25 protein-coding genes are annotated in these 25,630 nt (G+C 42.8%); 9 read left to right on the top strand and 16 right to left on the bottom strand.

The annotated features are described in order from the left end of the window. Positions 1-594 precede the first annotated feature (594 nt). From RHM67_RS08995 to RHM67_RS08985, 3 genes are all read left to right on the top strand, one after another. The gene (locus RHM67_RS08995; protein WP_322231813.1) at positions 595-1,143 is read left to right on the top strand and encodes a hypothetical protein; all 549 of its coding nucleotides are present in this window, start codon (positions 595-597) and stop codon (positions 1,141-1,143) included. Positions 1,144-1,308: 165 nt separating this feature from the next. Next, positions 1,309-2,070, top strand: coding sequence for a DUF4382 domain-containing protein (locus RHM67_RS08990; protein WP_322231811.1), 762 nt, complete (start codon positions 1,309-1,311; stop codon positions 2,068-2,070). 796 nt (positions 2,071-2,866) lie between these two features. Then, positions 2,867-3,211: an MmpS family transport accessory protein gene (locus tag RHM67_RS08985; protein WP_322231809.1), complete on the top strand. Its 345-nt coding sequence runs from the start codon at positions 2,867-2,869 to the stop codon at positions 3,209-3,211. A 480-nt stretch (positions 3,212-3,691) separates the two neighbouring features. Here the strand turns inward: RHM67_RS08985 and RHM67_RS08980 are convergent, their stop codons facing one another. The 3 genes from RHM67_RS08980 to RHM67_RS08970 are packed head-to-tail and all read right to left on the bottom strand — an operon-like array spanning position 3,692 to position 6,809. Beyond that, positions 3,692-4,225 (bottom strand): ankyrin repeat domain-containing protein, encoded by a 534-nt coding sequence (locus RHM67_RS08980; RefSeq protein WP_322231807.1) that lies wholly within the window; start codon positions 4,223-4,225, stop codon positions 3,692-3,694. A gap of 4 nt (positions 4,226-4,229) precedes the next feature. Further along, on the bottom strand, positions 4,230-5,252 hold the full coding sequence (locus tag RHM67_RS08975) for a hypothetical protein (protein ID WP_322231805.1): 1,023 nt from the start codon (positions 5,250-5,252) through the stop codon (positions 4,230-4,232). A gap of 27 nt (positions 5,253-5,279) precedes the next feature. After that, the gene (locus RHM67_RS08970) at positions 5,280-6,809 is read right to left on the bottom strand and encodes a catalase (RefSeq protein ID WP_322231803.1); all 1,530 of its coding nucleotides are present in this window, start codon (positions 6,807-6,809) and stop codon (positions 5,280-5,282) included. Positions 6,810-7,259: 450 nt separating this feature from the next. Between RHM67_RS08970 and RHM67_RS08965 the strand changes: the two genes are divergently transcribed. Both RHM67_RS08965 and RHM67_RS08960 read left to right on the top strand, forming a co-directional pair. Beyond that, the gene (locus tag RHM67_RS08965; RefSeq protein WP_322231801.1) at positions 7,260-8,210 is read left to right on the top strand and encodes a hydrogen peroxide-inducible genes activator; all 951 of its coding nucleotides are present in this window, start codon (positions 7,260-7,262) and stop codon (positions 8,208-8,210) included. Positions 8,211-8,377: 167 nt separating this feature from the next. Continuing rightward, the gene (locus tag RHM67_RS08960; RefSeq protein WP_322231799.1) at positions 8,378-8,560 is read left to right on the top strand and encodes a hypothetical protein; all 183 of its coding nucleotides are present in this window, start codon (positions 8,378-8,380) and stop codon (positions 8,558-8,560) included. Here RHM67_RS08960 and RHM67_RS08955 read toward each other — a convergent pair. From RHM67_RS08955 to RHM67_RS08920, 8 genes are all read right to left on the bottom strand, one after another. Continuing rightward, entirely contained in the window at positions 8,551-9,042 is a 492-nt protein-coding gene (locus tag RHM67_RS08955) for a hypothetical protein (protein WP_322231797.1), read from the bottom strand. The two genes, RHM67_RS08960 and RHM67_RS08955, sit on opposite strands and share 10 nt — an antisense overlap. A 62-nt stretch (positions 9,043-9,104) precedes the next feature. Further along, the gene (locus tag RHM67_RS08950; protein ID WP_322231795.1) at positions 9,105-9,320 is read right to left on the bottom strand and encodes an Arm DNA-binding domain-containing protein; all 216 of its coding nucleotides are present in this window, start codon (positions 9,318-9,320) and stop codon (positions 9,105-9,107) included. An 863-nt stretch (positions 9,321-10,183) separates the two neighbouring features. Next, positions 10,184-10,969, bottom strand: a complete 786-nt coding sequence (locus RHM67_RS08945) for a fumarylacetoacetate hydrolase family protein (protein ID WP_322231794.1) — start codon at positions 10,967-10,969, stop codon at positions 10,184-10,186. Between the two features lie 13 nt (positions 10,970-10,982). Beyond that, positions 10,983-11,867: an SMP-30/gluconolactonase/LRE family protein gene (locus RHM67_RS08940; protein WP_322231793.1), complete on the bottom strand. Its 885-nt coding sequence runs from the start codon at positions 11,865-11,867 to the stop codon at positions 10,983-10,985. A gap of 7 nt (positions 11,868-11,874) precedes the next feature. Next, positions 11,875-12,798 (bottom strand): alpha/beta hydrolase, encoded by a 924-nt coding sequence (locus tag RHM67_RS08935; RefSeq protein WP_322231792.1) that lies wholly within the window; start codon positions 12,796-12,798, stop codon positions 11,875-11,877. Between the two features lie 9 nt (positions 12,799-12,807). Beyond that, complete coding sequence (locus tag RHM67_RS08930) at positions 12,808-13,581, bottom strand: SDR family oxidoreductase (RefSeq protein WP_322231791.1); 774 nt, start codon at positions 13,579-13,581, stop codon at positions 12,808-12,810. Between the two features lie 22 nt (positions 13,582-13,603). Then, the gene (locus tag RHM67_RS08925; RefSeq protein ID WP_322231790.1) at positions 13,604-15,319 is read right to left on the bottom strand and encodes an IlvD/Edd family dehydratase; all 1,716 of its coding nucleotides are present in this window, start codon (positions 15,317-15,319) and stop codon (positions 13,604-13,606) included. 53 nt (positions 15,320-15,372) lie between these two features. Then, positions 15,373-15,573 (bottom strand): hypothetical protein, encoded by a 201-nt coding sequence (locus RHM67_RS08920; protein ID WP_322231789.1) that lies wholly within the window; start codon positions 15,571-15,573, stop codon positions 15,373-15,375. Between RHM67_RS08920 and RHM67_RS08915 the strand changes: the two genes are divergently transcribed. The 3 genes from RHM67_RS08915 to RHM67_RS08905 all read left to right on the top strand — a co-directional run bounded on the left by RHM67_RS08915 (position 15,566) and on the right by RHM67_RS08905 (position 18,630). Further along, complete coding sequence (locus RHM67_RS08915; RefSeq protein WP_322231788.1) at positions 15,566-17,281, top strand: hypothetical protein; 1,716 nt, start codon at positions 15,566-15,568, stop codon at positions 17,279-17,281. The two genes, RHM67_RS08920 and RHM67_RS08915, sit on opposite strands and share 8 nt — an antisense overlap. A 75-nt stretch (positions 17,282-17,356) precedes the next feature. Continuing rightward, positions 17,357-17,722, top strand: a complete 366-nt coding sequence (locus tag RHM67_RS08910) for a transposase (protein WP_322231786.1) — start codon at positions 17,357-17,359, stop codon at positions 17,720-17,722. Next, positions 17,719-18,630: an IS3 family transposase gene (locus RHM67_RS08905; protein WP_322231785.1), complete on the top strand. Its 912-nt coding sequence runs from the start codon at positions 17,719-17,721 to the stop codon at positions 18,628-18,630. The genes RHM67_RS08910 and RHM67_RS08905 overlap by 4 nt, the downstream gene beginning before the upstream one ends. Before the next feature lie 154 nt (positions 18,631-18,784). Here RHM67_RS08905 and RHM67_RS08900 read toward each other — a convergent pair whose 3' ends face one another. From RHM67_RS08900 to RHM67_RS08880, 5 genes are all read right to left on the bottom strand, one after another. Then, positions 18,785-19,129: a hypothetical protein gene (locus tag RHM67_RS08900; RefSeq protein WP_322231783.1), complete on the bottom strand. Its 345-nt coding sequence runs from the start codon at positions 19,127-19,129 to the stop codon at positions 18,785-18,787. 139 nt (positions 19,130-19,268) lie between these two features. Then, complete coding sequence (locus RHM67_RS08895) at positions 19,269-20,087, bottom strand: protein-glutamate O-methyltransferase CheR (protein ID WP_322231781.1); 819 nt, start codon at positions 20,085-20,087, stop codon at positions 19,269-19,271. Between the two features lie 4 nt (positions 20,088-20,091). Next, positions 20,092-20,466 carry a response regulator gene (locus RHM67_RS08890; protein ID WP_322231779.1) on the bottom strand — a complete coding sequence of 125 codons (375 nt, stop codon included), beginning with the start codon at positions 20,464-20,466 and terminating at the stop codon, positions 20,092-20,094. A 12-nt stretch (positions 20,467-20,478) separates the two neighbouring features. Then, on the bottom strand, positions 20,479-24,045 hold the full coding sequence (locus tag RHM67_RS08885) for a response regulator (protein ID WP_322231778.1): 3,567 nt from the start codon (positions 24,043-24,045) through the stop codon (positions 20,479-20,481). A gap of 25 nt (positions 24,046-24,070) precedes the next feature. Then, positions 24,071-25,186: a hybrid sensor histidine kinase/response regulator gene (locus RHM67_RS08880; RefSeq protein WP_322231777.1), complete on the bottom strand. Its 1,116-nt coding sequence runs from the start codon at positions 25,184-25,186 to the stop codon at positions 24,071-24,073. Positions 25,187-25,308: 122 nt separating this feature from the next. On the opposite strand from RHM67_RS08880, the gene RHM67_RS08875 reads away from it, so the two are divergent. Next, positions 25,309-25,536, top strand: a complete 228-nt coding sequence (locus RHM67_RS08875; RefSeq protein ID WP_322231776.1) for a hypothetical protein — start codon at positions 25,309-25,311, stop codon at positions 25,534-25,536. Positions 25,537-25,630: the final 94 nt, after the last annotated feature.

Raw genomic sequence — 25,630 nt, 5'->3', positions numbered from 1 at the left:
AAACCTACATTACGTATCGCTATAATATTCTTCTCACTTACCTTCGTTATAACTTGGTGAATAAACATACCCTTAGCACTCGCGGCGCATAATAAAATTAAATTTTCAGTTCCCCGGTGGGTCGAAATTGGCTCAACATTAAGTCCGGGCATAATTGCTTTGATCAAGACAGCGTTTCTGCCCGTTACGGTTGTTTTTGTATGGCTTTTCAATAGCACAAGAAGCTTATTGGTGACCATTATTTTTCATGCGGCAATAAATACCACATTTGCATTATTTGCAAAACTACCCACCGGCGAATTGAAACCTTTTATTTACACCATGATCCTATTTACTACCGTATCGGTATGGATCGTCTGGCAAACGAAAGGCCTTCTTGGACGAGAGATAAAACATGCTGATCTTTAGTATTATAAACTTTTCGAGCGCAAACGATGATGTCTTTTAGAACTCATATCGAAATGAGTATCAATTTAGGACGGCACCGGGAGGCCGGAATAATAGTTAATTGAGTGGAATAAATTGATTCCTTACTCTTTTGAAACTTTATTAATAAAGGTGTGTTAACTACTATAATCCCTTAAACTATTACTTATGAAAAAGTTAATTTATACCTCGGTCATACTGCTCAGCAGTTTAGTGGTCAGCACATCCCACGCCCAGATACATGTCAACGTTGGCGTAAATATTGGCAGTCAGCCTTCCTGGGGCCCGGTTGGTTATGACCACGCAGACTATTACTATCTTCCAGATATAGGTGCTTATTACTACGTTCCAACGCACCAGTATATCTATTATAGGAATAACAACTGGGTACATACCGTTTATTTACCTGATAGGTATCGTAATTATGACCTTTACAATGGCTATAAAGTAGTGATCAATGACCGTGACCCCTGGTTGAGGGATAACGTCTATCGGGCCAGGTATGCCGGCTATAAGGGAAAACATGATCAATTGATCATCAGGGACAGCCGCGATGAAAAATACCGTAACCATTGGGATAACGGCAAACACAAGGGCTGGTATAAACAGGAAGATAAAGGTTTCAAACAAGACGAGAAAGAAATGAAACATGATATGAAAGACGAAATGAAGGATATGAAGCACGGCGACAAAGGCCATGGCCACGGAAAGGACTAAATCCCTTATGTAGTTTATAGTAAAAGCAGGCCTCCTATCTGGGGCTTGCTTTTTCATTTCAGGACTACAGATGATGAATCGTTAATTTAAACTCAAACAATTTTCGTATAAATATGTTATTTTTAAATGTGTATTAAATAAGATACACAGAACTAAAACCAATGAATGATGAAAAAGATGATTTTATTTTCGGTTGTGATACTGGCTTTAGGTTTTGCTTCCTGTAAAAAAAGCAATAGTTCGAACACAACTCCCTTGTCTGTCCGGTTAACCGACGGCCCCGGGCCCTATGATGCAGTTATTTTGAGTGTTAAACAAGTTGTGGTGATTACCACGGGTGGCCAGCAGACATTAGATGTGAACGGCGGCCCGATTGACATCCTGCATTTCAGGTTAGGAAAAGACACTTTACTTGCAGCCACAGATATTCCGGCAGGGCAATTACAGGAGGTCCGCCTGGTGCTGAATACTACCGGTAATAAGGTGATTGTTAACGGTATATCTCATGATCTGACCACGCCAAGCGGGCAGACATCCGGGGTAAAATTGAAGGTAATGGATAACCTGACAGCGGGTATCGCTTATACCTTATTGCTTGATTTTGATGCCGGGCAGTCCATCGTAACCACAGGAAGCGGAAAGTATATATTAAAGCCGGTGATCCGTGCCATTTCACAGGCCGTTTCGGGTGCGATAACCGGTATGGTAAGCCCTATAGCTGCCTATCCGAAAGTTTACGCCATTAACGGAACGGACACGGTAGGTGCAATTGCCGATGCTACGGGTAAGTTTTATTTCTCCGGCCTGCCAGCGGCTACCTATAATGTTAATTTTATACCGGTAAGCCTGTATCCGATTAAAACTATTAACAATGTTGTTGTTGTGAAAGGCGGTGTTAAGGATATGGGAACTGTTACTTTTCCTTAATTTTTAATTTGGACGGATCAGTTGAGCCCTTTGCCTTTGGCAGGGGGCTTGATGATTTTTCTGGTTTTCATTTTTGAGGAGCACCAGTACTGTTGCAGGTATCTGCTTTTAAAGAAAACAAGGTATTCAGAGTAAAATGCGACAGGATTTTTTTTCAAATGGCGCCTAAAACTTCAACTAATTTAATATTGCTTAACTTTTTAAAAAGGTAATAGCATTGTCTTTTAAATTCGGGACATCAGCAGGATAGCGCAATGGCACCGGATTCTTTAACGGTAACCTTTGGTTTGATATGATGGGCAAAGTCTTTTCTCTATGATTGCCTTATAGTATGTTACGGCCAGCAGGCCTGGGGAAAGTTTAACTTCGAGGCTCGACTTCATGGTTTACACTTAGTGTATATGCGGCTTTAAATATACAAAATTAGGCAGTGGCTTTCTGATTTCGGGTCTAATAAACTCCTAATAAGTTTGTGATTGCTTTTCTAAGAGCCTGTTTTTAAATAGTAATATGGACAAGGACAAATAGCGTAGTTACCAGATTCTGCTCTTGTTCATTTCATCTTCTTCTCCTTCTCCGAATGAAGCTCTACCAAAAACCAATGAGTTTATTTTAAAAATGTTTTGTTTACAGGACGCTTTTTTGCGTTTGGTTGATGGTGAATACAGCGGCTATCCTCAGCGGGATACTAATGGATGAGTGCTAAAAGGGTTCATACAGGCAAATATTGCGATGGCACAATATTTGAATATCCCTATTGTAACAATTATGTTATAATAGTTCATTAATAAATCTCATGAAAAAAATCCTATTTATTTCCCTGATCGCTTTGATCTCAATTGCCGCGTTTTCTTGTAAAAAGAGCGACAGTGGCGTGCACACGGTTAAGTACACCATCCAGGGAACGAGTAAATCAAATATTACCTATTCCGATGCCAACGGGAATATGCAGTCCGCCAATAACGTGGATGCTAACTGGACTTATGAATTTACTTCCAGCAATCATGGCTTGGCGCTTAAACTAACCGTGATCAGTACGGACGGCAGTTCAATTGGCGGTAAAATTTTTATCGACGGCAATCAATCGGCTCAGCAGAACGGAGCGGCAGGGAACGTTTCTATTTCATCGGTACTGCCATAAAATCATGATTAAACACACCTGATCAATGAACCACAAGAGCCTATTATAACATCAGGCTCTCTTATGCCGGCCTTTCCCAAGGGCCGGCATTTTTCGTTAAACTATTATTGGAAAACCTCTGTCAATTCTTTGGTTATCTTTTGAGCCTTCAGATTGGTCGCTACGATCTTACCACTCGGCCCGATCAAAAAATTTGCCAGTACTTGATTGCACATCATATTGCAAAACAGCCAGGTTACGGTTACTACTGACCAGGTACGCGGTAACGCCAATGACCACATCAACTTCTTGAGTGTTAATTACTATTTCCTTTCTTATCAACACAACTCGATGCTCTAAAGCGCACGGAATAGCCAGTCACTCATGCCGGTTATATTAGTGATGCAGAACTGGGGATTACAAGATCTCGGCCTTAGCAAATAATAACTAAACTTTCGCGCCTGACTAAATTACAGCAGATAACACAGGCAATGTTATTCCTTACTTGCCTTTTAGAATGGCTACAATATTGTCGTTTTCCTGGTTCATGGCATAGTCTAAAGCGGTCTTGCCAAACCTATCCCTGGTGTTCGTTAACGCCCCGTTAGCGATCAGATATTTCACAATGTCCTCATGCCCAAAAGTGGCCGCGAAGATCAGTGCTGACGCTGAATTGTAGTTAAGCTGATTAAGGTTTGCCTTATGTTCATATAGGTATTTCACCATAGGTAAGTACCCTTTGTAACAGGCACCCATGAGTGCGGTATTGCCCGAAAAATCCTTTGCATTTGGATCAGCGCCGTGCTTCAATAGCAGTAAAGTTGCCGCCTCATTTTCATTATAAACCGCGATGATCAACGGCGTAGAGCCGCGACTGTCAAGCGTGTCAATTTTGATATGCTTTTTTAAAAGCTGGGCAATACCGATTGTATCATTCATCCTCGCCGTGATAAAAAGGTCCTGCCCCTTAGCAGTGAAGGCACTTGCCAATAAGATGCAGGCAACTACGGTTAATTGTAATATCTTGTTTTTCATAATGTTATTGTAAAATATATTTGGGTAATTCCGCTCTTCTAGTCATCCATGCAAAGAAAGTTTTTAGTTCCTCGGTGATGATTTGATTTATTGTTTCTATAGCGGTTAACTGTTCGTTGCTCGCCGTTTCCCTCAGATTGGCAAAGTCATCCAGCGTAACCAAACGGTTTGAATTGCCGGGGTAATCTTGAATACTCCTGAAAGTGGTCAAGTCAATGAGCAATTTCTCGTGTACCCCCCGCAGTATTTTAGGGCTTAACACATTCTCTGCCGCGGCACAGGAAATGATGACCTGGAACTCGTTTAGAAATTCTGAATTGAGGTTGTAATCAGCTACTGCATATTTGTAAACTTTGGTAATTAACATCGCTTTAATAGCGGTCCTGTTTACAACCGTTACATTGGTATACGATTGCGCCGCTAAATATTTAAGCAGATCTGCGGCAATTTCCCCGGCACCAATAACCAATACGTGGGTTGATTTATCCCGGAAACGCTGTTTAACTTCGGTCACTGCAAGGTGGCTTACCGATCTTGATCCCTTGTGATAACCCGTCTCATTCGCAATCCTTTTGTGTGAACGAAAGATCGCCTGAAAGATACGCTCGATATTCCCGCTGATAAAATGATTTTGCTGGCTGATCCTGAACGCTTTCTTAAACTGATTTAAGATCTGCTTGTCACCGATAACCATAGAATGCAGGCCATTCGCCACTTCAGCCATGTATTTTACAGCTTGTTCGGTATTGCGGATAATAATAAACTGTTCCGGTAAAATGTGTGTCTCCTTAAGCTCCTGCAGATCATAAAGAAGTGCTGTAATGTCAAAACTGCTATCATGATCAATATAAATTTCGGTACGGTTGCAGGTATCAAGAATTAACAAGCCATTTAGATGCTCGTCGGCCTTTAGCACCTTATAGATATGATTTAATTCGTCTTCTGTAAATTGGAAATAAGAACGGACTGAAAGGTCCGTTCTTAAGAAATTCAATGAAATTACGCTGATCATTTTCAGTGATAACATTAAGGTAGATGAATAAATGCTATCTGATTATTTTTGCATAAACAGAGCTTCAACTTCTTCCCTGGTCACGTGTAGTTTAGCGGCTAAGCGTTTACCATAATCGCTGTCGGCCATATAGAAGTAACCTACCATTTTCTTTACTACTTCTCTATCGGTCACTACAGCAAGGTCACCACTCAGGTTGTTGATCAGGTGAGCCTTGTCGGTTTCACTTAATGATCTGTAAAAGTCACCAGCCTGTTTAAAGTCGTTTGGCTTGCTGATCTTTTTCTGTACAGAACTTACATTGGTAAATGTTTCTGAAGGGTAATCATATTTCGGGTTGTCTACGTTCCCCTTGGGTTCGGTGTTCGGCTGGAAATTGATATCAGAGCTTTTACCACGGCTGCTCATCGGGCCATCCTGATTGTAGCTATTCACTTCAGATTTTGCCGCATTCACAGGCAATTGCTGAAAGTTCGGGCCAATCCGGTATCGTTGGGTATCAAAGTACGAGAACAGGCGGCCTTGTAGCATTTTATCTTCTGATGGCGCTATGCCCGGAACCATTTCACCTGGTGAGAAAGCTGATTCTTCTACTTCGTCAAAGAAGTTGCCCGGAACTTTATTCAAAGTCATCTTACCAACTAAAACCGGTTTAGCAATAGCGTCCGGCCAGATCTTAGTATCATCCAGTAAGTTGAAATCAAATTTGTCCAGATCTTCAGGTTTGATCATCTGTACATACAGTTCCCATGACGGGTAATTTTTCTTGTTGATGTTTTCATATAAATCAACCGTAGCATGTTGGAAGTCTTTGCCCTGTATAGCTGCCGCTTCGTCTGCGGTTAGGTTCTTGATGCCCTGTAAGCTTTTCCATGTATATTTTACATAGGTTACTTCTCCAGAAACATTCACCCATTTATAGGCATGCACACCCGAGCCATCCATCTGGCGATAGTTGGCAGGGATACCGTTATCGGTATATAACCTGGTTAGCATATTAGTGGCTTCAGGCACATGGCTGAAGAAATTGAAGATCCTGTTTGGATCTTGTTTATTGTAGATCGGCGACGGTTTCAAGGCGTGTACAAAATCTGGAAATTTGATGGCATCACGGATAAAGAATACTGGCAGGTGGATACCTACGATATCGTAATTGCCTTGTTCTGTATAAAACTTAACGGCAAATCCCCTGGGGTCGCGCTGTGTTTCCGGCGAAGCGCCACCACCCATTACGGTAGAAAAACGAACGAATACCGGGGTAATTTTATCCTTTTGGTCAAAAAGGGTCGCCTTGGTTAAAGCCGAAAAGTCACCTGCGGCAACAAACTCTCCATAGGCACCTACGCCCCTTGCGTGTACGACACGTTCAGGAATCCTTTCGCGGTCGAATGCGGCAAGCTTTTCTATTAAATGGATATCTTCCAAAAGCACCGGTCCGTTTTGTCCGACGGTCTTGGAATCCTGGTTATCACCAACCGGAGCACCGGTATTGGTGGTCAGCGTTTTTTGCTGCGCATGCAGGGACACGGTAGCGGCTGATAAAACAACAAGTGTTAGGAATTTAAATTTCATAGAAATCATATTTTTGAATGCCCAAAAGTAGATGCGCAACTACCCTAAAGAAAATCGGTAATATTGATGCGCTAATAGAGTAATGTGATTCAAAATTGATGCGCTGATGACAATCAAACGCATTTTTTTTATAAACGCGATAAACCGAATTCTAACCTGAAGGTCAAAAAGGATTTGGATTTTTATCGTTTAAATTTCTCCTAATTCATTAAAAACACTCAATGACTTGAGTACTAATGGTAATTATCTATAATTTCTATTGATTTGTTAAACTTTATCAATTTTGTCGATGCGGCTTCAATTATATCTATTTGATGTTACCGTATAATTATGGTTACTTGCACCGCACGAGTAGATAGGATAATCCCATTATTCATCGATTTTAATTCTTTTAGAATAGAAAAAATAGTGAAGTATGGCCACCTATCTTGATTCGTTAATATTATAGAAATGAGTCTGATTCAATATGAATACATTGTAGCCGTAGACACTTATAGAAGCTTTGTTATAGCAGCTGAAAAGTGCTTTGTTACACAGCCTACCCTAAGTATGCAGATTCAAAAGCTCGAACATACCTTAGGCATCCAAATTTTCAACCGAAAAAGGCAACCAATTTTGCCGACCGAAATAGGCACTAACATTATTACCCAGGCAAGGGTGCTGCTTGCAGAACATCAAAAGATACAGGAGATTGTAAGCGATCACCGGAAAGAGCTGATGGGTGAGCTTAAAATAGGGATCATTCCGACCATAGCTCCCTATATCCTACCAAAGATCATCACCCAGTTTATGATTAAATTTCCGCAGGTAAAGCTTATTATGTGGGAGCAAACAACGGAACAAATCGTGCAGCAACTTAAACTAGGCCTGATCGATTGCGGGATATTGTCAACGCCGATTTTGGAAACCCAATTGCTGGAAATGCCTTTGTTCTACGAGAACTTTGTCGCTTATGTATCTAAAAACAGTGAACTGGCCAAGAAAAAAACCATTCACCCGGATGATATAGATATCGACGAACTTTGGATTCTGAATGAGGGTCACTGTATGCGTGACCAGGTTTTAAACATTTGCCAGCGCCGGGAAAGCACGATAGGATTTAAGCACTACGAATACAACACAGGCAGCATAGAAACTTTGAAACGAATGGTTGACGAAAATAACGGCGCCACTATACTGCCGGAGTTCGCGCTTAAAGACCTTACGAAGAGCCAGCTGGAAAAGGTAAGGCACTTTAAGTCGCCGCAACCAGCACGTGAAATCAGTATTGTCACTACCAATGGATTTACCAAGAAACGGTTAATCGAAACCTTAAAAAATGAAATCCTTGATTTTGTTCCGCCACATATGAAAGAATTCAGGGAGACGCAAAAAAAGCCTTTAATAGCGATATCCGCGTAAATTGGCTAAAATTCAATTTAAGACACATTCATCTCGGTTATAAAATATATCCCCGATTAGAATTAAGATTCCAATATTTTATCCCTATTTTAATACTCTCAAAATCGAGTTACTCGATAACAATGGTGGAGGAAGCAAATCTTTTGATTTCATTTATAAAGCTTGGCATGAATAAGCAATTTATTCAGCAGGCCGAACAGTTGTGTATCTTTAATTTAAACGACATCATGAAGTCCAAGCTTGCTAACCTGAAGCAAGACAAACATTTCACCTATACCTGGTATGTTGACATGCTGAACCTACTAAAGGATCAGGATTTATTGCGGCAGTTTCAGGAAAATCAATTATAATTCGATAGATTATAGTTCGCATTTAGCCAATTGAGCATGCCTATCAGATGCCCTTTCATTTTCTGAGCAGTTGAAAATTCTACATCCGTGGATTTCTTTTGTAAACTTTCTGCCGAGATAAATGGCGCATTGGCTGTATAAAAGTGGGTTGCAAAAAAACCAAAAAGCTCACCGATATTTTCTTTTACTAACAGGCCCTTTTCTATTTGCATCCTGATAAATAACCCAAATTGCGGAACGGGAAGGTTGATCTGGAACCTGGCACCCGCTTTGGCCGCTTCCAAATCGCTTACAGCTTCTCTCCTTAGTTTAACCAACTCTTTTACAAAATTGTGTTTTTCATTTAAGAAGTTATCGAGATCGTGGTATAGTTCTGATGATCCGGGGAAAGTCCGCTCTTTATTGAGATGGAGGTCGTAGAGCTTGTTTCTTTCTATCAGCAGCATCTCCTTTTGCTCGTGCAAACCCTGGATCTCAGCCATGGCTCGTTGCCAGATATTTACGCAATACAGAAAAAACTCCGGCAAATTGAAGTCGCAAATAATCAGCAAATTAAGCTGTTCAGCGTTTTAACCTGTTCACGGTTTCCTTTAGGAATACCTTTTTCAGTATCCCAATTATTGAGGTCAATACTTTGCTTTAACCCGATGAGGCATTTTTCCTTATTTACGGTTACGCTGACGTAAAGCGGAGCTTTTCCGTTTTTGGCTAAATACGCCCTTAAAACAAAGTGGGTTCGAAACGATTGTGCAGTTTTCATAAAATATAATTTTAATTTGATCTTTTGTTGGTTATGGCCGCGCTGTGTTGCGATGGCTATAATTTGCAATCATTCAGCTTTCAAAGATTTTTATTCCTTGTAAAATGCTGTTAATTAACACATAAGATCAAAACTGAGCACTAAGTTAAGTACTTAAAACAGGCGCTCAGTTAGGTGCACAGAAGTTTGGCTTTCTTAAGGGTTGTTGAGGGTATAATAAATGAAAAAACCCCTTAAATAAGCTATTTAAGGGGTTTTAAGACCCATTCAAAGGGGTTGTTGTGCACCCAACTGGGTGTTTCTCGAACCACTTTGTAGATGATTTAAAGCGTTTGGCTTCACTGCGCATTGAATAAGTAGCCTTGATTCGAGCCCAATCTCTGGAGCACCAGTTCCGTCCCCAGACTGGACATAATTCGAACCATTTTGTAGCTCAATTGAAGATTTTAAAAGATTTGGAGGTTGCTTAAAAAGATTCGATTCCCAAATGGCTACCATTTATATTTATGGTCTATATTTGAGCAAGAAATAGTGATGGACAATAACCTACAAAACTACCGCAATTACCAGGGGAATCTACTTGATGACATCGTGCCCTCTTCCGTCCATTTTTTAAAACTGGACGACAATGGGAATCCCCATCCCTAAGTCCAATTTACACTATAATTCACGACTTGTCGATATGAACGTTTACTAAATCGGATACAGGTAGATCCAGGTTGTAATTTTTACGGGCAAGTTCGGTAAACAGATCAATCTTTGTGCCGATCCAGAAGTTCTTATTGGGCCAATCGGTCAGAATAGATACCAATCTTTTCTCCCTCGGCCTGAAGAATAGGTTATAAGTTGCCCTCTCCAATACCTCATCGTTTTCTACCCAGCGCCTGGTAGAGTGGGAGCAGAACCTGTAACTTTAATTGTGGGATGGATATTGTTAAGCTTAAAAGGCTCATAAACTGGCTGATATAACTTACCAAAAAAGGAATTTTAAAGATCAATGAACTGGTGGTTCCGTCCTGGAATGTTTTACCATTCACCTTTAACCACATGGGTAAATTATTTATATCGGCAATCTCATCCTGTGTGGCAATAAAGGGGCCGATGGGCGCGAACGTATCGCAGCTTTTACCCTTTACCCACTGGCCACCCCGCTCCAGCTGAAACTCGCGCTCGCTGTAGTCGTTATGCAGTACATAGCCGGCCACATGGTCTAAAGCATTTTCCTCAGAAACATAACTTGCTTTTTTACCGATAACAATGGCAAGTTCCACCTTCCAATCGGTTTTTTTACTGTTCCGGGGTATCATTACGTCATCATTCGGCCCGATAATAGCTGAAGTGGATTTAAAGAATATAATAGGCTCTTTTGGTATAGTAGCACCTGATTCCTTAGCATGATCGGCAAAATTCAAACCCACACATACAATTTTTGAAGGACGTAAAAGAGGAGCGCCTAAACGCACATCATCGGCTAATGGCTGTAAACTATCTTTGTTTGAAGCAATAAAGTCAGCTAACCTTTGGAGGCCATCCCCGCCAAAAAATATTTCATCAAAATCACCGGCAAAACAAGTAATCGAATATTTTTTCTCATCAATTACAACTCCGGGTTTTTCTTTTCCAGGCTCTCCGTATCGTATAAGTTTCATATATATCTATATTCTAATTAAAGTTAAGGCTGGCTTTATTGATATGTTTGCCTTTAACCGGAAAGCCCTTGATCAGGAATACATTCCCGCTCTCCGGGTACTCATTCAATTGTTCTACACTAAGATTTTCCCTGGCAGAAGTCACTATTAAACTACCTAAATCATCGCCGACAAACGCGCAGTTAGTGATGTGGATTGCCGGTAAATCAATTTCATCCAACAATTCGCCTGATGAAGGGTTCCAACGTGTAATACATCCGCCGTTGTACAAAGCGATCCATAGCATCCCTTCTGCATCTATAGCCATCCCATCGGGCATACCCATATTTACCGGAATATTAACAGCTATCTTTTCGTAATAAATATCGCCGCTATTTTTATTATAAAGGTACGATACCACCGTTTGCGACGGCGTATCTATAAAATACATCCTTTCATTATGTAACGACCATGTCAGTCCGTTAGGTATGGTGCGGTTGCCGACCATTTTGTTTACAACAAGGTTATTATCTACCCTGTATAAACTTCCGGCATTTTCTTTACACTCCATATCCATGGCACCAACCCATAATCTACCCTGTATATCACAGCCGCCATCATTACAACGGTTATTGGAAATATTCTTATCAATATCTGCCAACCATGTCTTATTAGCGGTTTTAAGGTTAAATTTTAAAATCCCACCTTTTACAGCTATTATTAAATTATCATCCGGTCCTTCTACAGCCAGCGAAACATGCTCTTTTATCTCCCATTGCTTTGTTTTGGCAGATAACCAATCGTACTGGTATAAGATACTTTTCTGGATATCAACCCAAAAGCAGCTCCTGCTTTGCCGGTGCCATAATGGCGATTCGCCTAATAGGCATTGAGATGGAAATAGTGTAGAAACGTTCATAATTTACTCAATGTGCATGCTGAACTTTTGAGGATGGTAAAAAACCATGCTCGTTCATAAATCCGACCATTCGGGTAAGTGTGGGTAAAAAATCAGGATTACTTACTGGCCAATCACACGAGTGGTCGGCATCTTTAACCGTGATAAGCTCGCATGCATTATTTACATCTTTCATTAATTTGGTGAATTGAACAGCGCCTGCATATGGTGTTGTTGCATCAACCGTTCCGCACGAAAGTATAGTAGGCGGCCAGCCCGAACGCACTTGTTTTAACGGCGTAAACTCGGGGTGCTTATCCAGAAAATCTTTTCCGAAACCAACACCTAATACAGGGTTATGCAACACCAGTCCATTAGCTTTAGCGCTTACTTTCAAATCATCAGCAGGGTCATCCCCTCCTTCGAGCAGGGTGCAAATAGCTAAGTGACCGCCTGCTGATCCGCCGGCGGCAACAATACGGTTTGGATCGATACCTAATTCTTTAGCAAGGGCACGTACATACCGCATGGCTGATTTGGTGTCCCTTATAGCCTCTAACGGAGAAGTGCCGTGCCTGCTTTGCACCCCGTAATCTGCAGTTATCCCGATCATGCCATGGTCACGAAACCATGCCGCGGTAGGTATTTCGTCAGCCACATTGCCATTTATCCAGCCACCACCGGTAAAATAAACTATAGCGGCCAATGGCTTTTTTGCTTTCCCTGCCGGATCAAGAACATACAGGTACATATCTTCCTGCGATGTTTTTTTATACAGGAACTTTTTAGCCATTGCCATTAATTGCGTGCCTGGCAATGTATATATGGCCGTGTTAGCAACGGCATCCTGTTTATTATTAGCGCGCATTTTAGCGCTACACGAAGTAGCAGTGCTGCCAATACTCAAACAAAAAACAGCAAGTAAAAAATAATTTAATATACCCTTCTTCATGAAATACTATTATTTATTTGGTGGCGATGGGCTGATTGATGTCCAGCCGCCATCAACTACCAAACTTTGGCCGGTAATGTGTCTTGATGCAGGTGATAAAAAGAACAGTACCGCATTCGCGATATCGCTTACTGTAGAAGGCCTGCCCATTGGCGTAATTGCCGACCATGCGCCAATGTAATCTTCATACGTTAGCGTACGTTCGGTTGCGGTGGCACCCGGCGCTACAGCGTTAACGGATATGTTATAAGGCGATAATTCAACCACCAGATTTTTAGCCAGCATTTCTAATCCTGCTTTAGTCACCGCATAAGCTGCCAGATCTTTCAGCGCCTGATGACCGACAACACTGCTCACAAATAAGATACTGCCCCCGCTTTTTTGTTTAATTATTTGATTAGCCGCTGCCTGGGCCAGGTAAAAGCTGCCGCCCAAATTCACCTTCATTACCCGGTCAAAATCCGACTCAGGATATTCAAAGAAGTTACCGTATAGCGAAAGGCCCGAATTGGCGATGGCCAGCGTGAGGCTTCCAAATTTCTCTACGGCTGTGGCTACCATTTGATTGATGAAAACTACATCTGAAGAATCACCGGGGGTCGGGATACAAACCCCGCCTGCTGCTGTAATATTTTCAGCGGCTTTGCTGGCCAGTTCCGCATCCAGATCATTAAGGACAACGGAGGCGCCATTGAGCGCCAGCTGCATAGCAATTTCATAGCCTATGCCCTGACCGGCCCCCGTTACAATAGCAACCTGCTTATCAAAAGTTTTATTGGTCATTTTGTATGTTTATTAAAGTAATTTAATGTGAATCCTTTGTCACCTCACTCCCCGAGCAACCTTTTAAAAAGGCCAGGTCGGCCCCCAGATGCGCCTGTTCAACAGTAGCCCGGTAAAGGCTTACATAGCCGCGATCAACCGTAGGTTCAAATGGGGCAAGGCTGCTTTTACGTGCCGCTATTTCTTCATCGCTTACATTTAAATGTAGTATTTTGCTGAATACATTTAATGTGATCTCGTCACCATTCTCCACGATAGCCAACGTACCGCCAAGTGCCGCTTCGGGTGATACATGCAGTATTACTGTACCAAAACCTGTACCGCTCATGCGCCCGTCAGATATGCGCACCATATCTGTAATTCCTTTTTCAAGCAATTTGGCAGGTAGGCCCATATTCCCTACTTCGGGCATGCCCGGGTAACCTTTTGGGCCAACATTCTTCAGTACCAATATGCTGTTCTCATCCACATCCAGGTATGGATCATCAATTCTTTCCCTATAATCTTCAATACTTTCAAACACTACCGCTTTGCCTGTATGCTCTAGCAAATGCGTACTGGCTGCGGATGGCTTTATTACTGCCCCGTTAATACACAAATTGCCTTTAAGCACTATTACACCAGCTATTGGGTTTACCGGTTTGTTAATTGACGCGATAACCTCCGGGTTATAATTTGGCGCGGCCTCATAATTATCATTTACAGTTTTGCCATTCACTGTAGTACATTCGCGATGCAGAAATGGCAAAAGTTCCTTTAGTATAGCCGGCAGACCGCCAGCGTAATAAAGATCTTCCATAAAGTATTTACCCGATGGTTGCAGATTGGCCAAAAGCGGGATATTTTTCCCGATATCGTTAAATTCATCTAAAGTAAGCGGCACACCTATGCGGCCTGCAATAGCCAATAAGTGAATAACAAAATTGGTTGAACCGCCAATAGCCGTATTAGCAATAATGGCATTTTCAAAGGCCTCACGGGTTAGGATATCTGAAAGCTTAAGATCTTCCCTTACCATGTCAACTATACGCATGCCCGACATATGTGCCAGCACTTTTCGGGCCGCATCCGGCGCAGGGATAGCGGCATTACCCGGCAGAGATAAACCCAGCGCCTCAACCATGCAAGCCATTGTTGAAGCTGTGCCCATCACCGCGCAATGGCCATTACTACGGCACATACCGGCTTCTACATTCAGCATATCCTGCTGGTTAATAATACCGGCGCGCTGCTCTTCGCTAAAACGCCAAAGATCTGAAGTGCTGATATCGGTACCCCGATATTTTCCGGTTAGCATTGGGCCACCATTCACCACAATAGTAGGGATGTCAACACTGCTGGCACCCATCACCAATGACGGAGTTGTTTTATCGCATCCACACAGTAACACCACGCCATCAAGCGGATTAGCACGGATGCTCTCTTCTACATCCATACTGGCCAGGTTGCGGTATAACATGGCCGTAGGCTTCATTAAAGATTCGCCTAGTGACATTACCGGGAACTCTACCGGGAAACCTCCGGCTTCATAGATCCCATTCTTAACACTTTGTGCCAGCTCTCTGAAATGGGAGTTACAAGGGGTAAGCTCGCTCCAGGTATTACAAATACCTATCACCGGCTTACCATCAAACATATGTGCCGGGATTCCCTGTTTTTTCATCCAGGCCCGGTATATAAAGCCGTCTTTACCCTCGCGGCCAAACCAACCACTGCTTCTGAGACTATCTTTTTCCATAAGGATGTTTTTAAAATTGCTTAACACTAAAGCAGGTTATAATATTGCGTAATTTAACAATTGGTTTTAATAATTACACTATCGCTTTTTTCCCGCCTCAAAAACTTCCACACTTTAATTTTATGACCATAAACCGCGTAATAAAATATAACGGCATATAAAATAAATATCAGGTATAAACCTGTTTTAACGCCGCCCCACTCATTTAACTGCGCATATAATATAGGCAGCACGGCATCGCCCGCAATGGCCATAATAAGCATAGCTGATGCCGTTTTAAACAATCCATCTAATGAACTGGCAAGGAAGCACCTTTTTACATCGGCGGATTTTATCAGCCTTTCGGTTTTACCGGATAACCTGATGAAGTCAAATGCCAACACGGAAGCGCCCAGCCACTTATTGGTCGTACAAAAAAATGACCATAAGGATACGTTTTCCGAAGCAGAGCAATTATTGCTCGAAACTAAGGAACTGGAAAATGAGTATGGTAAATATTCCCTGAATGGCTACGTGGAAAGGCACCCGGAATTGCTATTGGGTGATGAAATAGGCGCAGGAAAAAACCAGTATGGCAAAGCTTCCCAAATGGTTTGGCAAAAGGGGGATTTGGATATAATCCGGCTGCCCCTGCAACAGCAAATCACGGAAGGGCTGAACTCCAATTTTAATCAGGAGCGATGGAAAGCAGCACAACAGGGCCTGCAAGCTACCAACTTACAACTATCCATTAATGGTGCAATTAACACTGCTACCGCAACTATTTCAAGGCTGTTTACTTTCCTGGCGGTGCCGGAATATAATAAAGCAGATATTTTGAGTCCGAAAAAAGGGGTTGCAATGGGACAAATGGGTCTTTTTGATGCTGCCCCTGTCGAAAATAATAACCAGGCACAAGCCTATTTGAACGATTTGGATAGTGCGGTTATTGAATCATCTACCGGGCGTTTGATCAGTACCATCAGGACAACGGCCCGGCCTGACCATGACAGTATTGTGATGCTTACCGCAAGAGCGAAAACGAATAACCGCTATTTATATAAGTTATACAGCAATGTTGGCGAACTTAGGTTTTCCAATAAATGGCTCAATGGCAATACGCTTGGTTACGAACTAAAGGCGCTGTCCGCGAAGCTGAAATACTTTGGGCATGATTACCGCTATGAAGGTGACCGCAGCCTGGAACCGGCATTCGCGTTACTGGCTGACAGGCCCGCACCCTATACCTCCATTAAGCCATTTTATACCAAAGATACCTTAGTAGTACACCAGGACAAAGCTGGCCTGATAGGATCACCGGATAACGGGCAGGCGGATTTTAAGGCTTTTGAGGTTCAAAAGGACAAGGATTTTTACCGCCTGTATGTTGCATTAAGGGATAGTTATCTGGAATTATCCGGTATGGAAACGGAAACCTTGCAGGCACAACCATTCCTGCGGGTGCAGCTAAACAAGGCTTATGAAAGTTTCAGCAATAAATATGGGGAGCTAAATAAAACTTATAACCGTGCGCGGATGCTGAACGATGCCGCCTTTGGTTTTTTGGTTTTATCCTCTTTGGAACGCAAGGAAAATGAAACCTGGATCAAAGCGGATATTTTTCATACCCCTGTATTTCCTAAGCAGGAAAGCCTGCAAACCGATGATCCGGCAGAAGCATTGGCCAGGTGCCTGAACGACAAGGGTTATGTAGACCTTTCCTATATCAGCCGTGCAACGGGGCTTGATGAATATGACATTATCCGTAAACTGGACCGGCAAATTTTAATGAACCCAGCTACAAAAGCATGGGAAACAATAGATGCCTACCTTTCCGGCAATGTAGTCAGCAAACTACAAGTTGCCGAAGTTGTAGCCGGTGAAGAACCGGATGAATTGCAGTTGGCGCGTAGGTTTTACATTAGAAAACTGGATAAACGATACATCTTTATTTTCCTTGACTTTAGTCGCCATGATGAATAATTGGGCCGATACGGAATTTTCAAAAGAGGTCTTATACAGGTATAGGTTGACACTTTTGGAATAATTATATTCCAGATGAAAGAAAAGATGATGGAGCAGTTTAGCTTCACGGAAGAGTTTAAAGAAAAGCTCGTCTTGTTAGTGATGTACCGAAACCAGTCGGTAAAAGAGGTCACAAAAAGTTATCAGTTACCGAATGTGCATATATTAAATAACTGGATCACAATTTATAAGAAGAAATTAGAAAAAGGAGCGATAACTTTAGATCCGATGGATCCTAAGAAAAAAAGCGACACTGCGGCACTTAAGCAACGGATCGATCAGTTGGAAAAAGCACTGGAGAAAGCCAATGTGCTTATCTATGGCCTTAACTCCATGATCGATTATGCTGAGAAGGAGCTCAAGGTTCCGGTGCGAAAAAAGCGTGGTACCAAACCGTGAAGCTGATAAAAGAGAAGCGGATCACCCGTATGGGGATTGAGCCGCTTTGCAGAATGTTTGGTAAATCTAGGCAGGCCTATTATCAAAAAGAAATGCATCTGCATGACACAGGGCAGATGGAGGTGTTTGTTTTGGAACTGGTGGCGCAGGTCAGAAGGGAGCTGCCTGGGTTGGGCCTTCATAAGCTCTATAGATGCCTGTATCAGCCTTTCAGGACTAATAAAATTCCAATGGGCAGAGATAAGCTAAATACTTTGCTAAGGAATCATGGCCTTCTGATAACACGCAAAAAGCGAGGTGCACGCACCACTAATTCTAATCATGTGTTCCGCAGATATCCTGACCTGGCTAAGAATTTAGAGGTCAATCGTTCAGAGCAGCTCTGGGTATCGGATATCACCTATATCTGTATAAGCTACGACTTTAACTATCTGAGTCTGATAACGGATGCCTATTCTAAAAAGATTATGGGATATTGTTTACATCCCTACCTTACCAATGAGGGCACGATAAGTGCCTTGAATATGGCCATAAAGAATCGTTCAGGCGATCTTTCATTAATGCACCATTCAGACCGTGGTGTTCAGTACTGTAGCTTTGATTATGTTCGTTTACTGAACAAGGAAAGGATCAGTATCAGCATGACTCAGAACGGAGAGGCTTATGAAAATCCCATAGCTGAACGCATCAACGGCATCCTTAAAACGGAGTTCAACCTTAGCCGTATATTTAAGTCCCGCTCAGAAGCATTACTGGCTGTTAAGATGGCCATAGAGGCTTACAATAATGTTCGGCCGCATATGAGTTGCGGATACCTTACACCGACTGAAGCTCACGGCAGCATTGAACCACTGGTAAAACACTGGAAGAATACAAGAAAGAAAAAACTTGCAGTAGTTCCAGTTTAATTAACAAAAAACGGAGGTCTAGCAAAAAGAAAAAAAGTACCAGAAAAAGAAAAAAGTGTTGAAATATGGAAAACTGAAGGAGTTTCCCACATTCCAACACGACAAGTAAATCACAATAGATTTATTAGATTTAATAAGTAATATTAATAGATTTTTAACCCTCCAAAACTGACAACCAAAAACCGTACAAGACCATTTTGAGTAGTAATACTGGAATCAGTTTACACCGATATTGTTCATACCGCACTTTAAACCCAAAATAACCTGAATAAATTTCATCAAGGGTTACGTTCTTTTTTAAGGTTGTTTTTTGAATTATTCCAATAATTTCGGTGGAAAGTGCCAACAATGCTTCCTTGAAACTATCATAATATTTGGTGATTTCTACATTGTATGTGCGATCTCCAATCTTCACCAAAATATCCATTGCTTTTGCATTGCCTTCAGCTGATAAATAGGTTTGTCCTAATTCCGGCATAAGTTCTATTTCAGATAACATATAGTGTACATGTATTTCAAATAACACTTCCTGTAAATGGCTATAATCTATAGCGGGAAATCTGGACATAATTGTTCTAAAATATAAATAATGCCAGTCAGACCCCCTGCAGAGCCACCAATCACCACACATTGCTTGCTTATTGCATTTTCCGCCATATCTTTTCGGTGTCCACCTGCCTGAACCGGGAAACCATCGGCGACATATTGAGCGTTTCCTTGCTGCCAAGCGCTAGGTAACCCAGTTTATCCAGGCTTTCATCAAACAAAGCAAAAACCCTGCCCTGTAAATCCTTTTCAAAATAAATCAATACATTGCGGCAAAGGATAAGCTGGAACTGATTAAAGGAGCTTTCAGAAACCAGGTTGTGCGTAGAAAAAACCATACGCTTTTTCAGAATTTCATTAAACAGTACATGATCGTAACCGGCTACATAATATTGGCTGAATTCTTCTCTTCCACCCGCCAGTTGATAATTTTCCGAATTCTGCTGCATTTGGTGGATTGGAAAAATACCGGCTGCGGCTTTTTTTACCACTTCGGCATTGATGTCAGTGGCGTATAAGATCGATTTGTGTAATAAGTTAGCCTCTTTCAGCAAAATGGCTGTGGAATACACCTCCTCACCCGTAGAACAGCCCGCATGCCAGATGCGTATAAAGGGGTAGGTAGCCAGTACCGGAAATATCTGTGTTTTAAGGGCCTGGTAAAAAAGCGGGTCCCGGAACATTTCGGTCACGTTTACGGTCAGCTGTTCAATAAAACGGTTAAAGTAATTTTCATCAGAACGGATCCTGTAACGGAATTCCGCAAAACTCGGAAAGTGGTCCAGTGTATATAGGCGGTTGATCCGGCGCTTTAGGGACGCTTTGGCATACGCTGTAAAATCATAGCCGTAAACATACAACAGGTCGGTTAACAATAAGTTGATCTGCTGGTCACTAACCGCTGCTTCCATGACGTTATAAATATTGTTTTAATAGGTCCAGCAGCATCTCCACATTTATCGGCTTGGAAACATAAGCATTGGCTCCCGCCGCAAGACATTTTTCCCGGTCACCGCGCATGGCCTGCGCCGTAACGGCAACAATGGGCAAGGCCGACCTGCCCTGAACTTTCCGGATGTCGGCTACCGTCTCATAGCCGTCCCGATCAGGCATCATCATATCCAGAAGCACGATGCCGATGTCCGGATTCTCTCGTAACAAGTTTATACCGGTTTTTACTTCCGTAGCTGAAAGGCAAGCGTAACCTTTGGTCCGCAAGACCAGGCTCAGCGCAAAAATGTTCCGGCTGTCGTCGTCTATGATCAGAATGGGTACTGTTTTATTTTCCACCACTTTCGCCAATTATTTTTTGTTAAATAACCATACCTGTAACAGGGAAGTCAGCTGATCAATATCAACCGGTTTAGAAATATAATCAGAGGCCCCGGCTGCAATACACTTCTCCCGGTCACCAAGCATCGCCTTAGCCGTTTCGGCAATAATCGGCAAATCCTTAAATCGGGGATGTCGCCGTATCCGCGCAGTGCTTTCATAACCATCCATTTCTGGCATCATCATATCCATCAGCACAATAGCAATTTCAGGGTGCAGTTCCAGTTGTTCCAGTGCTTCCTTGCCGTCAGTAGCGGAAATCACCCGCATGCCGTGCTTTTCCAGTGATTTGGTCATGGAAAAGATGTTGCGTACATCATCGTCCGCGATCAATACCGTTTTATTCTTTAGTACATCATTAGTTAGCCCGGATTTCATCCGCCTGCCGTTACCGTTGTTTTGCTTTTGATCTTCAATAAGGTGCAGGAATAGCGTGACTTCATCGAGGATGCGTTGGTAAGAGTGGGCGGTTTTTACCACGATAGTATCGGCGTATCGGCGGATACGGCTTTCCTCCCCTGTTGATAAATGCTTGCCGGTAAAAACAATAATTGGCAGGTCTTCCAGGCCGGGGTTCTGTTTAATCGTGTCCAGCGTTGCGTAGGCATTTTTATCAGGGATGCCCATGTCCATGATTACGCAATCCACTTCCTTCTTTTTCAAGGCATCCACACTCTCGTCAATACTTTGGGCTACCACTGAAGACACATTGAAAGTTTCCAGGAAATAGGCCAGCGCCTGAGCATGACGGGCATTTTCTTCAACGATCAGCACCTTTTTTGAATTTTTGTTCCATACCTCTTCCAGTTTCTGGAACATCTGCTTCATATGTTCCATGGCAATCGGCTTGTTGATAAAATCGACCGCGCCCTTCATCCGGCTTTCCCGTCTGGCTTCCACTGAGGACATGATATGCACAGGAATGTGCCTGGTGGCACTATTACCTTTCAGTTCTTCCATAACTTCCCAGCCATCCTTAACAGGTAACTGGATATCTAGTAAAATAGCCACCGGCTGATATTGCTGCGCCAGCGTGATGCCATGATCACCACGAACGGTCACAATGCCTTTATATCCCCTTTTGCGCGTAAAGCCCAGCAAGGCTTTGGCAAATGCCGTATCATCTTCAATAATCAAAGTTATTTTATCGCCGCTTTGCAGGTTATGCCGGTCGTCTGCGATGTCCTCTGGAATATGTGGAACTACATATTTGCCTGGTACTTTGTTTTGTGAAGCTGGTTCTGCAAATTCATTTTCCTGTTGCCGTGATGGTGCCTGTATTGTCGGCAGGCGGGCCTTGCTGTCAAGTGGTAGCGTAAGCACAAATTCACTGCCCTCACCCGGTTCACTGGTCAGGGTTATTTCTCCACCCAGCAAGCGGGCCAGTTCCCGGCTGATCGAGAGCCCGAGACCCGTTCCCCCAAACTTCCGCTTGGTGGAGCCGTCTGCCTGCTGGAAGGCATCGAATACCAGGCCAAGTTTTTCTTTGGCTATACCGATCCCAGTATCCGAAACCGCAAACTCCAGCACATCGGCGGCATCTGCCGGTTGGCGGATTTCCAATTTTACCCAGCCTTCACTGGTAAATTTTAGCGCATTGGAAAGCAAGTTTTTCAGTATCTGTTCCAGCCGCATCAGGTCAGTCTCTACTTGCATGATCCCGGTAAGCTGATTTTCGATTTGTAAATCCAGTTTCTTTTTTTTAGCTACCGGCGCAAAAAGGGTTCGCAGGTTATTCAGTAACTCGTCAATAGATATTTGCTGGTATTCGAGTTCCATTTTGCCTGCCTCTATTTTGGACAGGTCGAGCAATTCATCGATCAGGTCAAGCAATCCGTTACCAGAACTCAGGATGACTCCGGCAGATTCTACCTGTTCAGGGTTGAGGTTCTGATCGCTGTTTTCAAATAAATAACGCGAAAGCAACAGGATCGAGTTTAAGGGTGTGCGCAGTTCATGCGACATATTAGCCATAAACTCGGATTTATACCGGGTGCTTTGCTCCAGCTTTTCGGCTGTATGCTGAATTTCCTGATTACGCTTATTGATTATCCGGTTTCTTTCTTCGAGTTCCAGATTAGTCTGCTGTAGTTCTTCCTGCTGTACCCGGAGCTCTTCATCCGAGGTTTGCAGTTTTTGGGTATGCGCTTCCAGTTCCGTATTCAGGTTCTCCAAGTCATTGTGCTGTGCCTGCAACTCTTCAGACTGTGCCTGAGTTTCTTCCAGTAGTTCCTGCAGGCGTTTGTGGTTTTGGGCGCTGTTCAAAGTGATGCCAATATTTTCCGAAACATTTTTCAGGAACGCCAGCATGCTCTCCGGGTAAGGGTGGATGGATGCAAGTTCAATAATACCTTTAACCTGGTTTTCGTAGCGCACCGGCACGACCAGGATGTGCTGCGGCCGAATATTGCCGGTTGCGTGACTTACCGTAATGTCATTGTCATTAATCCCCTTCAGCCATATTTCCTGGTTGGTTAATGCAGACTGACCGACCAGACCTTCTCCCATAGCGATCTTTTCCTGTGCACCGTGTAAGGCAAAACCACTTTGCAGCCACAGGGCATTATTATCCAGCACATAAAGTGCACCTACCTGGCTTGCGGTAAAGGCTACCACAAAGCCTAGGATATCCCCCGATAACACTGACAGCTCTTTTTCGCCGATCATCTGGTCGTTTAAACTGGCAGTGCCGGTTTGCATCCATTCATTATCCGATAAGCGGTTAAAAGATTCCTCCAGTGATTCAGCCATTTTATTCAGTGCCTGGGCAATGCTGCCGAGACCATCTTTCTCATGGACGTCCACCCGCACGCGGTAGTCGCCGTCGGAGATCTGATCGGTGATATGCTGAATGATCTCAATACGCCTTGTGGTCTCTGCGTCCTTATCTTCAAGTTCTTGCTGTAAACGTGCTCTTGCCGTCACATCACCAGTAACTTTAAAATAGGAAAATATGGAAACGGCAATTGCCAATATCGCGGCGAACACAATGATCAGCGGAGTAAATGTGCTGAATTTATTTAACGTTGCGGTCCTTACAGTCAGTAAGCCTTCCTCCTCGGTTTCTGCCCGGTTAACCGCTTTTCGTAAGTCATCCATAACCAGTTTTCCGGGCTGCATATCGTCAATAGTAATGACCTTTCCGGCCTTCTTTTTATCTATTAACCGCTGTAAGATATCTAGTCTTTTAAGAATCTTTTCCTTAATCCGGGCGAGGTTAACTTGCTGCCTGGCATTATCGCGCGTCATATTCTGGACTTTATCCACCATGTTCATGGCACTGCCACGCGAGCCAGTGTAGGGTTCTAAAAACACCTCCTGACCTGTAATCAAATATCCACGCTGGCCGGTCTCCGCGTCTTTCATAGTAGATATGATATTTTCCAGATTGGATACCACCTGGCTGCTATGATCTGCCAGGTGGGAGCTTTCCAGCAGATTCTGGATACTGACATAGGAAGCTATGGAGCTGATGATCAGCAAAAGCAGGGAAAAGCCAAAGCCAATTTGTAGGTTACGGCTCAAAGTTGTTCTCATGGGGCGATGGCTATCAGGTTGATGGTTAATTCAGTTCGGCAATTATGGGCGTTAAAGGGATACAGAAATAAAAGGTGGAACCTTTGTCGGTTTCGCTTTCCACGCCATAGGTACCCTGATGGCGTTTAATGATCTCTGCACAGATAAAAAGTCCTATACCGAGGCCTTGGAAACGGTTGGAAGTTTCTTCCACGCGGTAAAATTTCTCAAAAAGATGCAGCTTCCTGTCAGCGGAAATACCAATCCCGTGATCAGTCACGCTGATTTGTAATTGCTTTTCCGGTAACAGCAGAACTTCCAACGTTACCTCATCACTTTGGGGGGCATATTTTATCGCGTTGCTCAGGTAATTAAGGAGCACCTGCTCTAAACGGTTCTCATCACCGTATATGCGAAGACCCGATAAATCCGGCCCACAAGTTTGTATTTTCTTGTTGGGATAAGACTGGTAGATATTATCAATAGCGTTTTCAAGGAAGGGTGCTACCTCAAAATACTGGTAATTGAAGTTTAATTTACCCGATTCGATCTTGGTGGTGTCGAGCAGGTCAGCCACCAGGTTATTTAATTTATCCACCTGTTTAGATGAGCGTTCCAGGAACATTTGTGCTTGATCGATCCGCTGTTTTTTCAGGGAGATTTCCGCCAGTTGCAGATAGCCTTTAACGGAGGTTAGCGGCGTTTTCAACTCATGGCTGGCAATACTGATAAATTCGTCCTTCTTGCTCTCTGCCAGCTTGCTCCGCTCGATCTCTGTCTGCAATGATTGCTGGACCTGATTTAGTAAGATAAAAGTCCGGATCTTTAAGACCAGGATATCCGTATCAAAGGGTTTGACCAGGTAATCCCGGCCGCCCGAGGCATAACCCTTGATGATAAACTTCTTGCTTACATTGACAGCAGATAAAAAAATGATCGGTATATCTGCCGTTTTGCTATAGCCACTAATCGCTTCGGCTACCTCAAAGCCATCCATTCCCGGCATCTGCACATCCAGAATAATAAGTTCATAAATATTCTTCAATACCTTCCTTAAAGCTTCTTCGCCGGAAAGCGCTGTATCTGTTTGGAAGCCCCGGTTATCAAGTGTTTTGCTTAAGGCGATTAAATTCTCGGGTTTATCGTCAACGATCAGGATCATGTCTTATTCATGGAAAAAAGCAAGGGCTAAGGTAGGCTAATCAATTGGGTTTAAGTTTTATATTTTTCAAGTCGGCCAGTTTATAAATTGATTACGCTTGCAGATGGTGCATAGAACTTGATATGTTACCCTTCGGTGATATTGAGAATGATAAAAGAGAGATCAAATTATATGATCCGAAATTATTCACCATCAACATGCCAGGCTTTAAAGAAGCATACCCATTTGCCGAAGAAATTGATCTTGGTAAGGCCGGAAGCCTGAAAATTTGTAGTCTGGAGGGGTTAGTATTGCTAAAGCTTGGCTTATGGGGACAAACCATCAAGGACAAAAGACATTACAGATATTGACCATATACTCCGCTATTTTTTTGAGATTAACCAAGATAGCGTTTGTGATGACCATTTCGATATTATGGAAATCTACAATACTGAGGATAGAGAT

Origin of the sequence: Mucilaginibacter sp. 5C4 (genome assembly GCF_034345625.1) — a bacterium.
Taxonomy (GTDB): Bacteria; Bacteroidota; Bacteroidia; order Sphingobacteriales; family Sphingobacteriaceae; genus Mucilaginibacter; species Mucilaginibacter aurantiaciroseus.
This window is presented reverse-complemented; position numbering and strand designations above follow the sequence as displayed.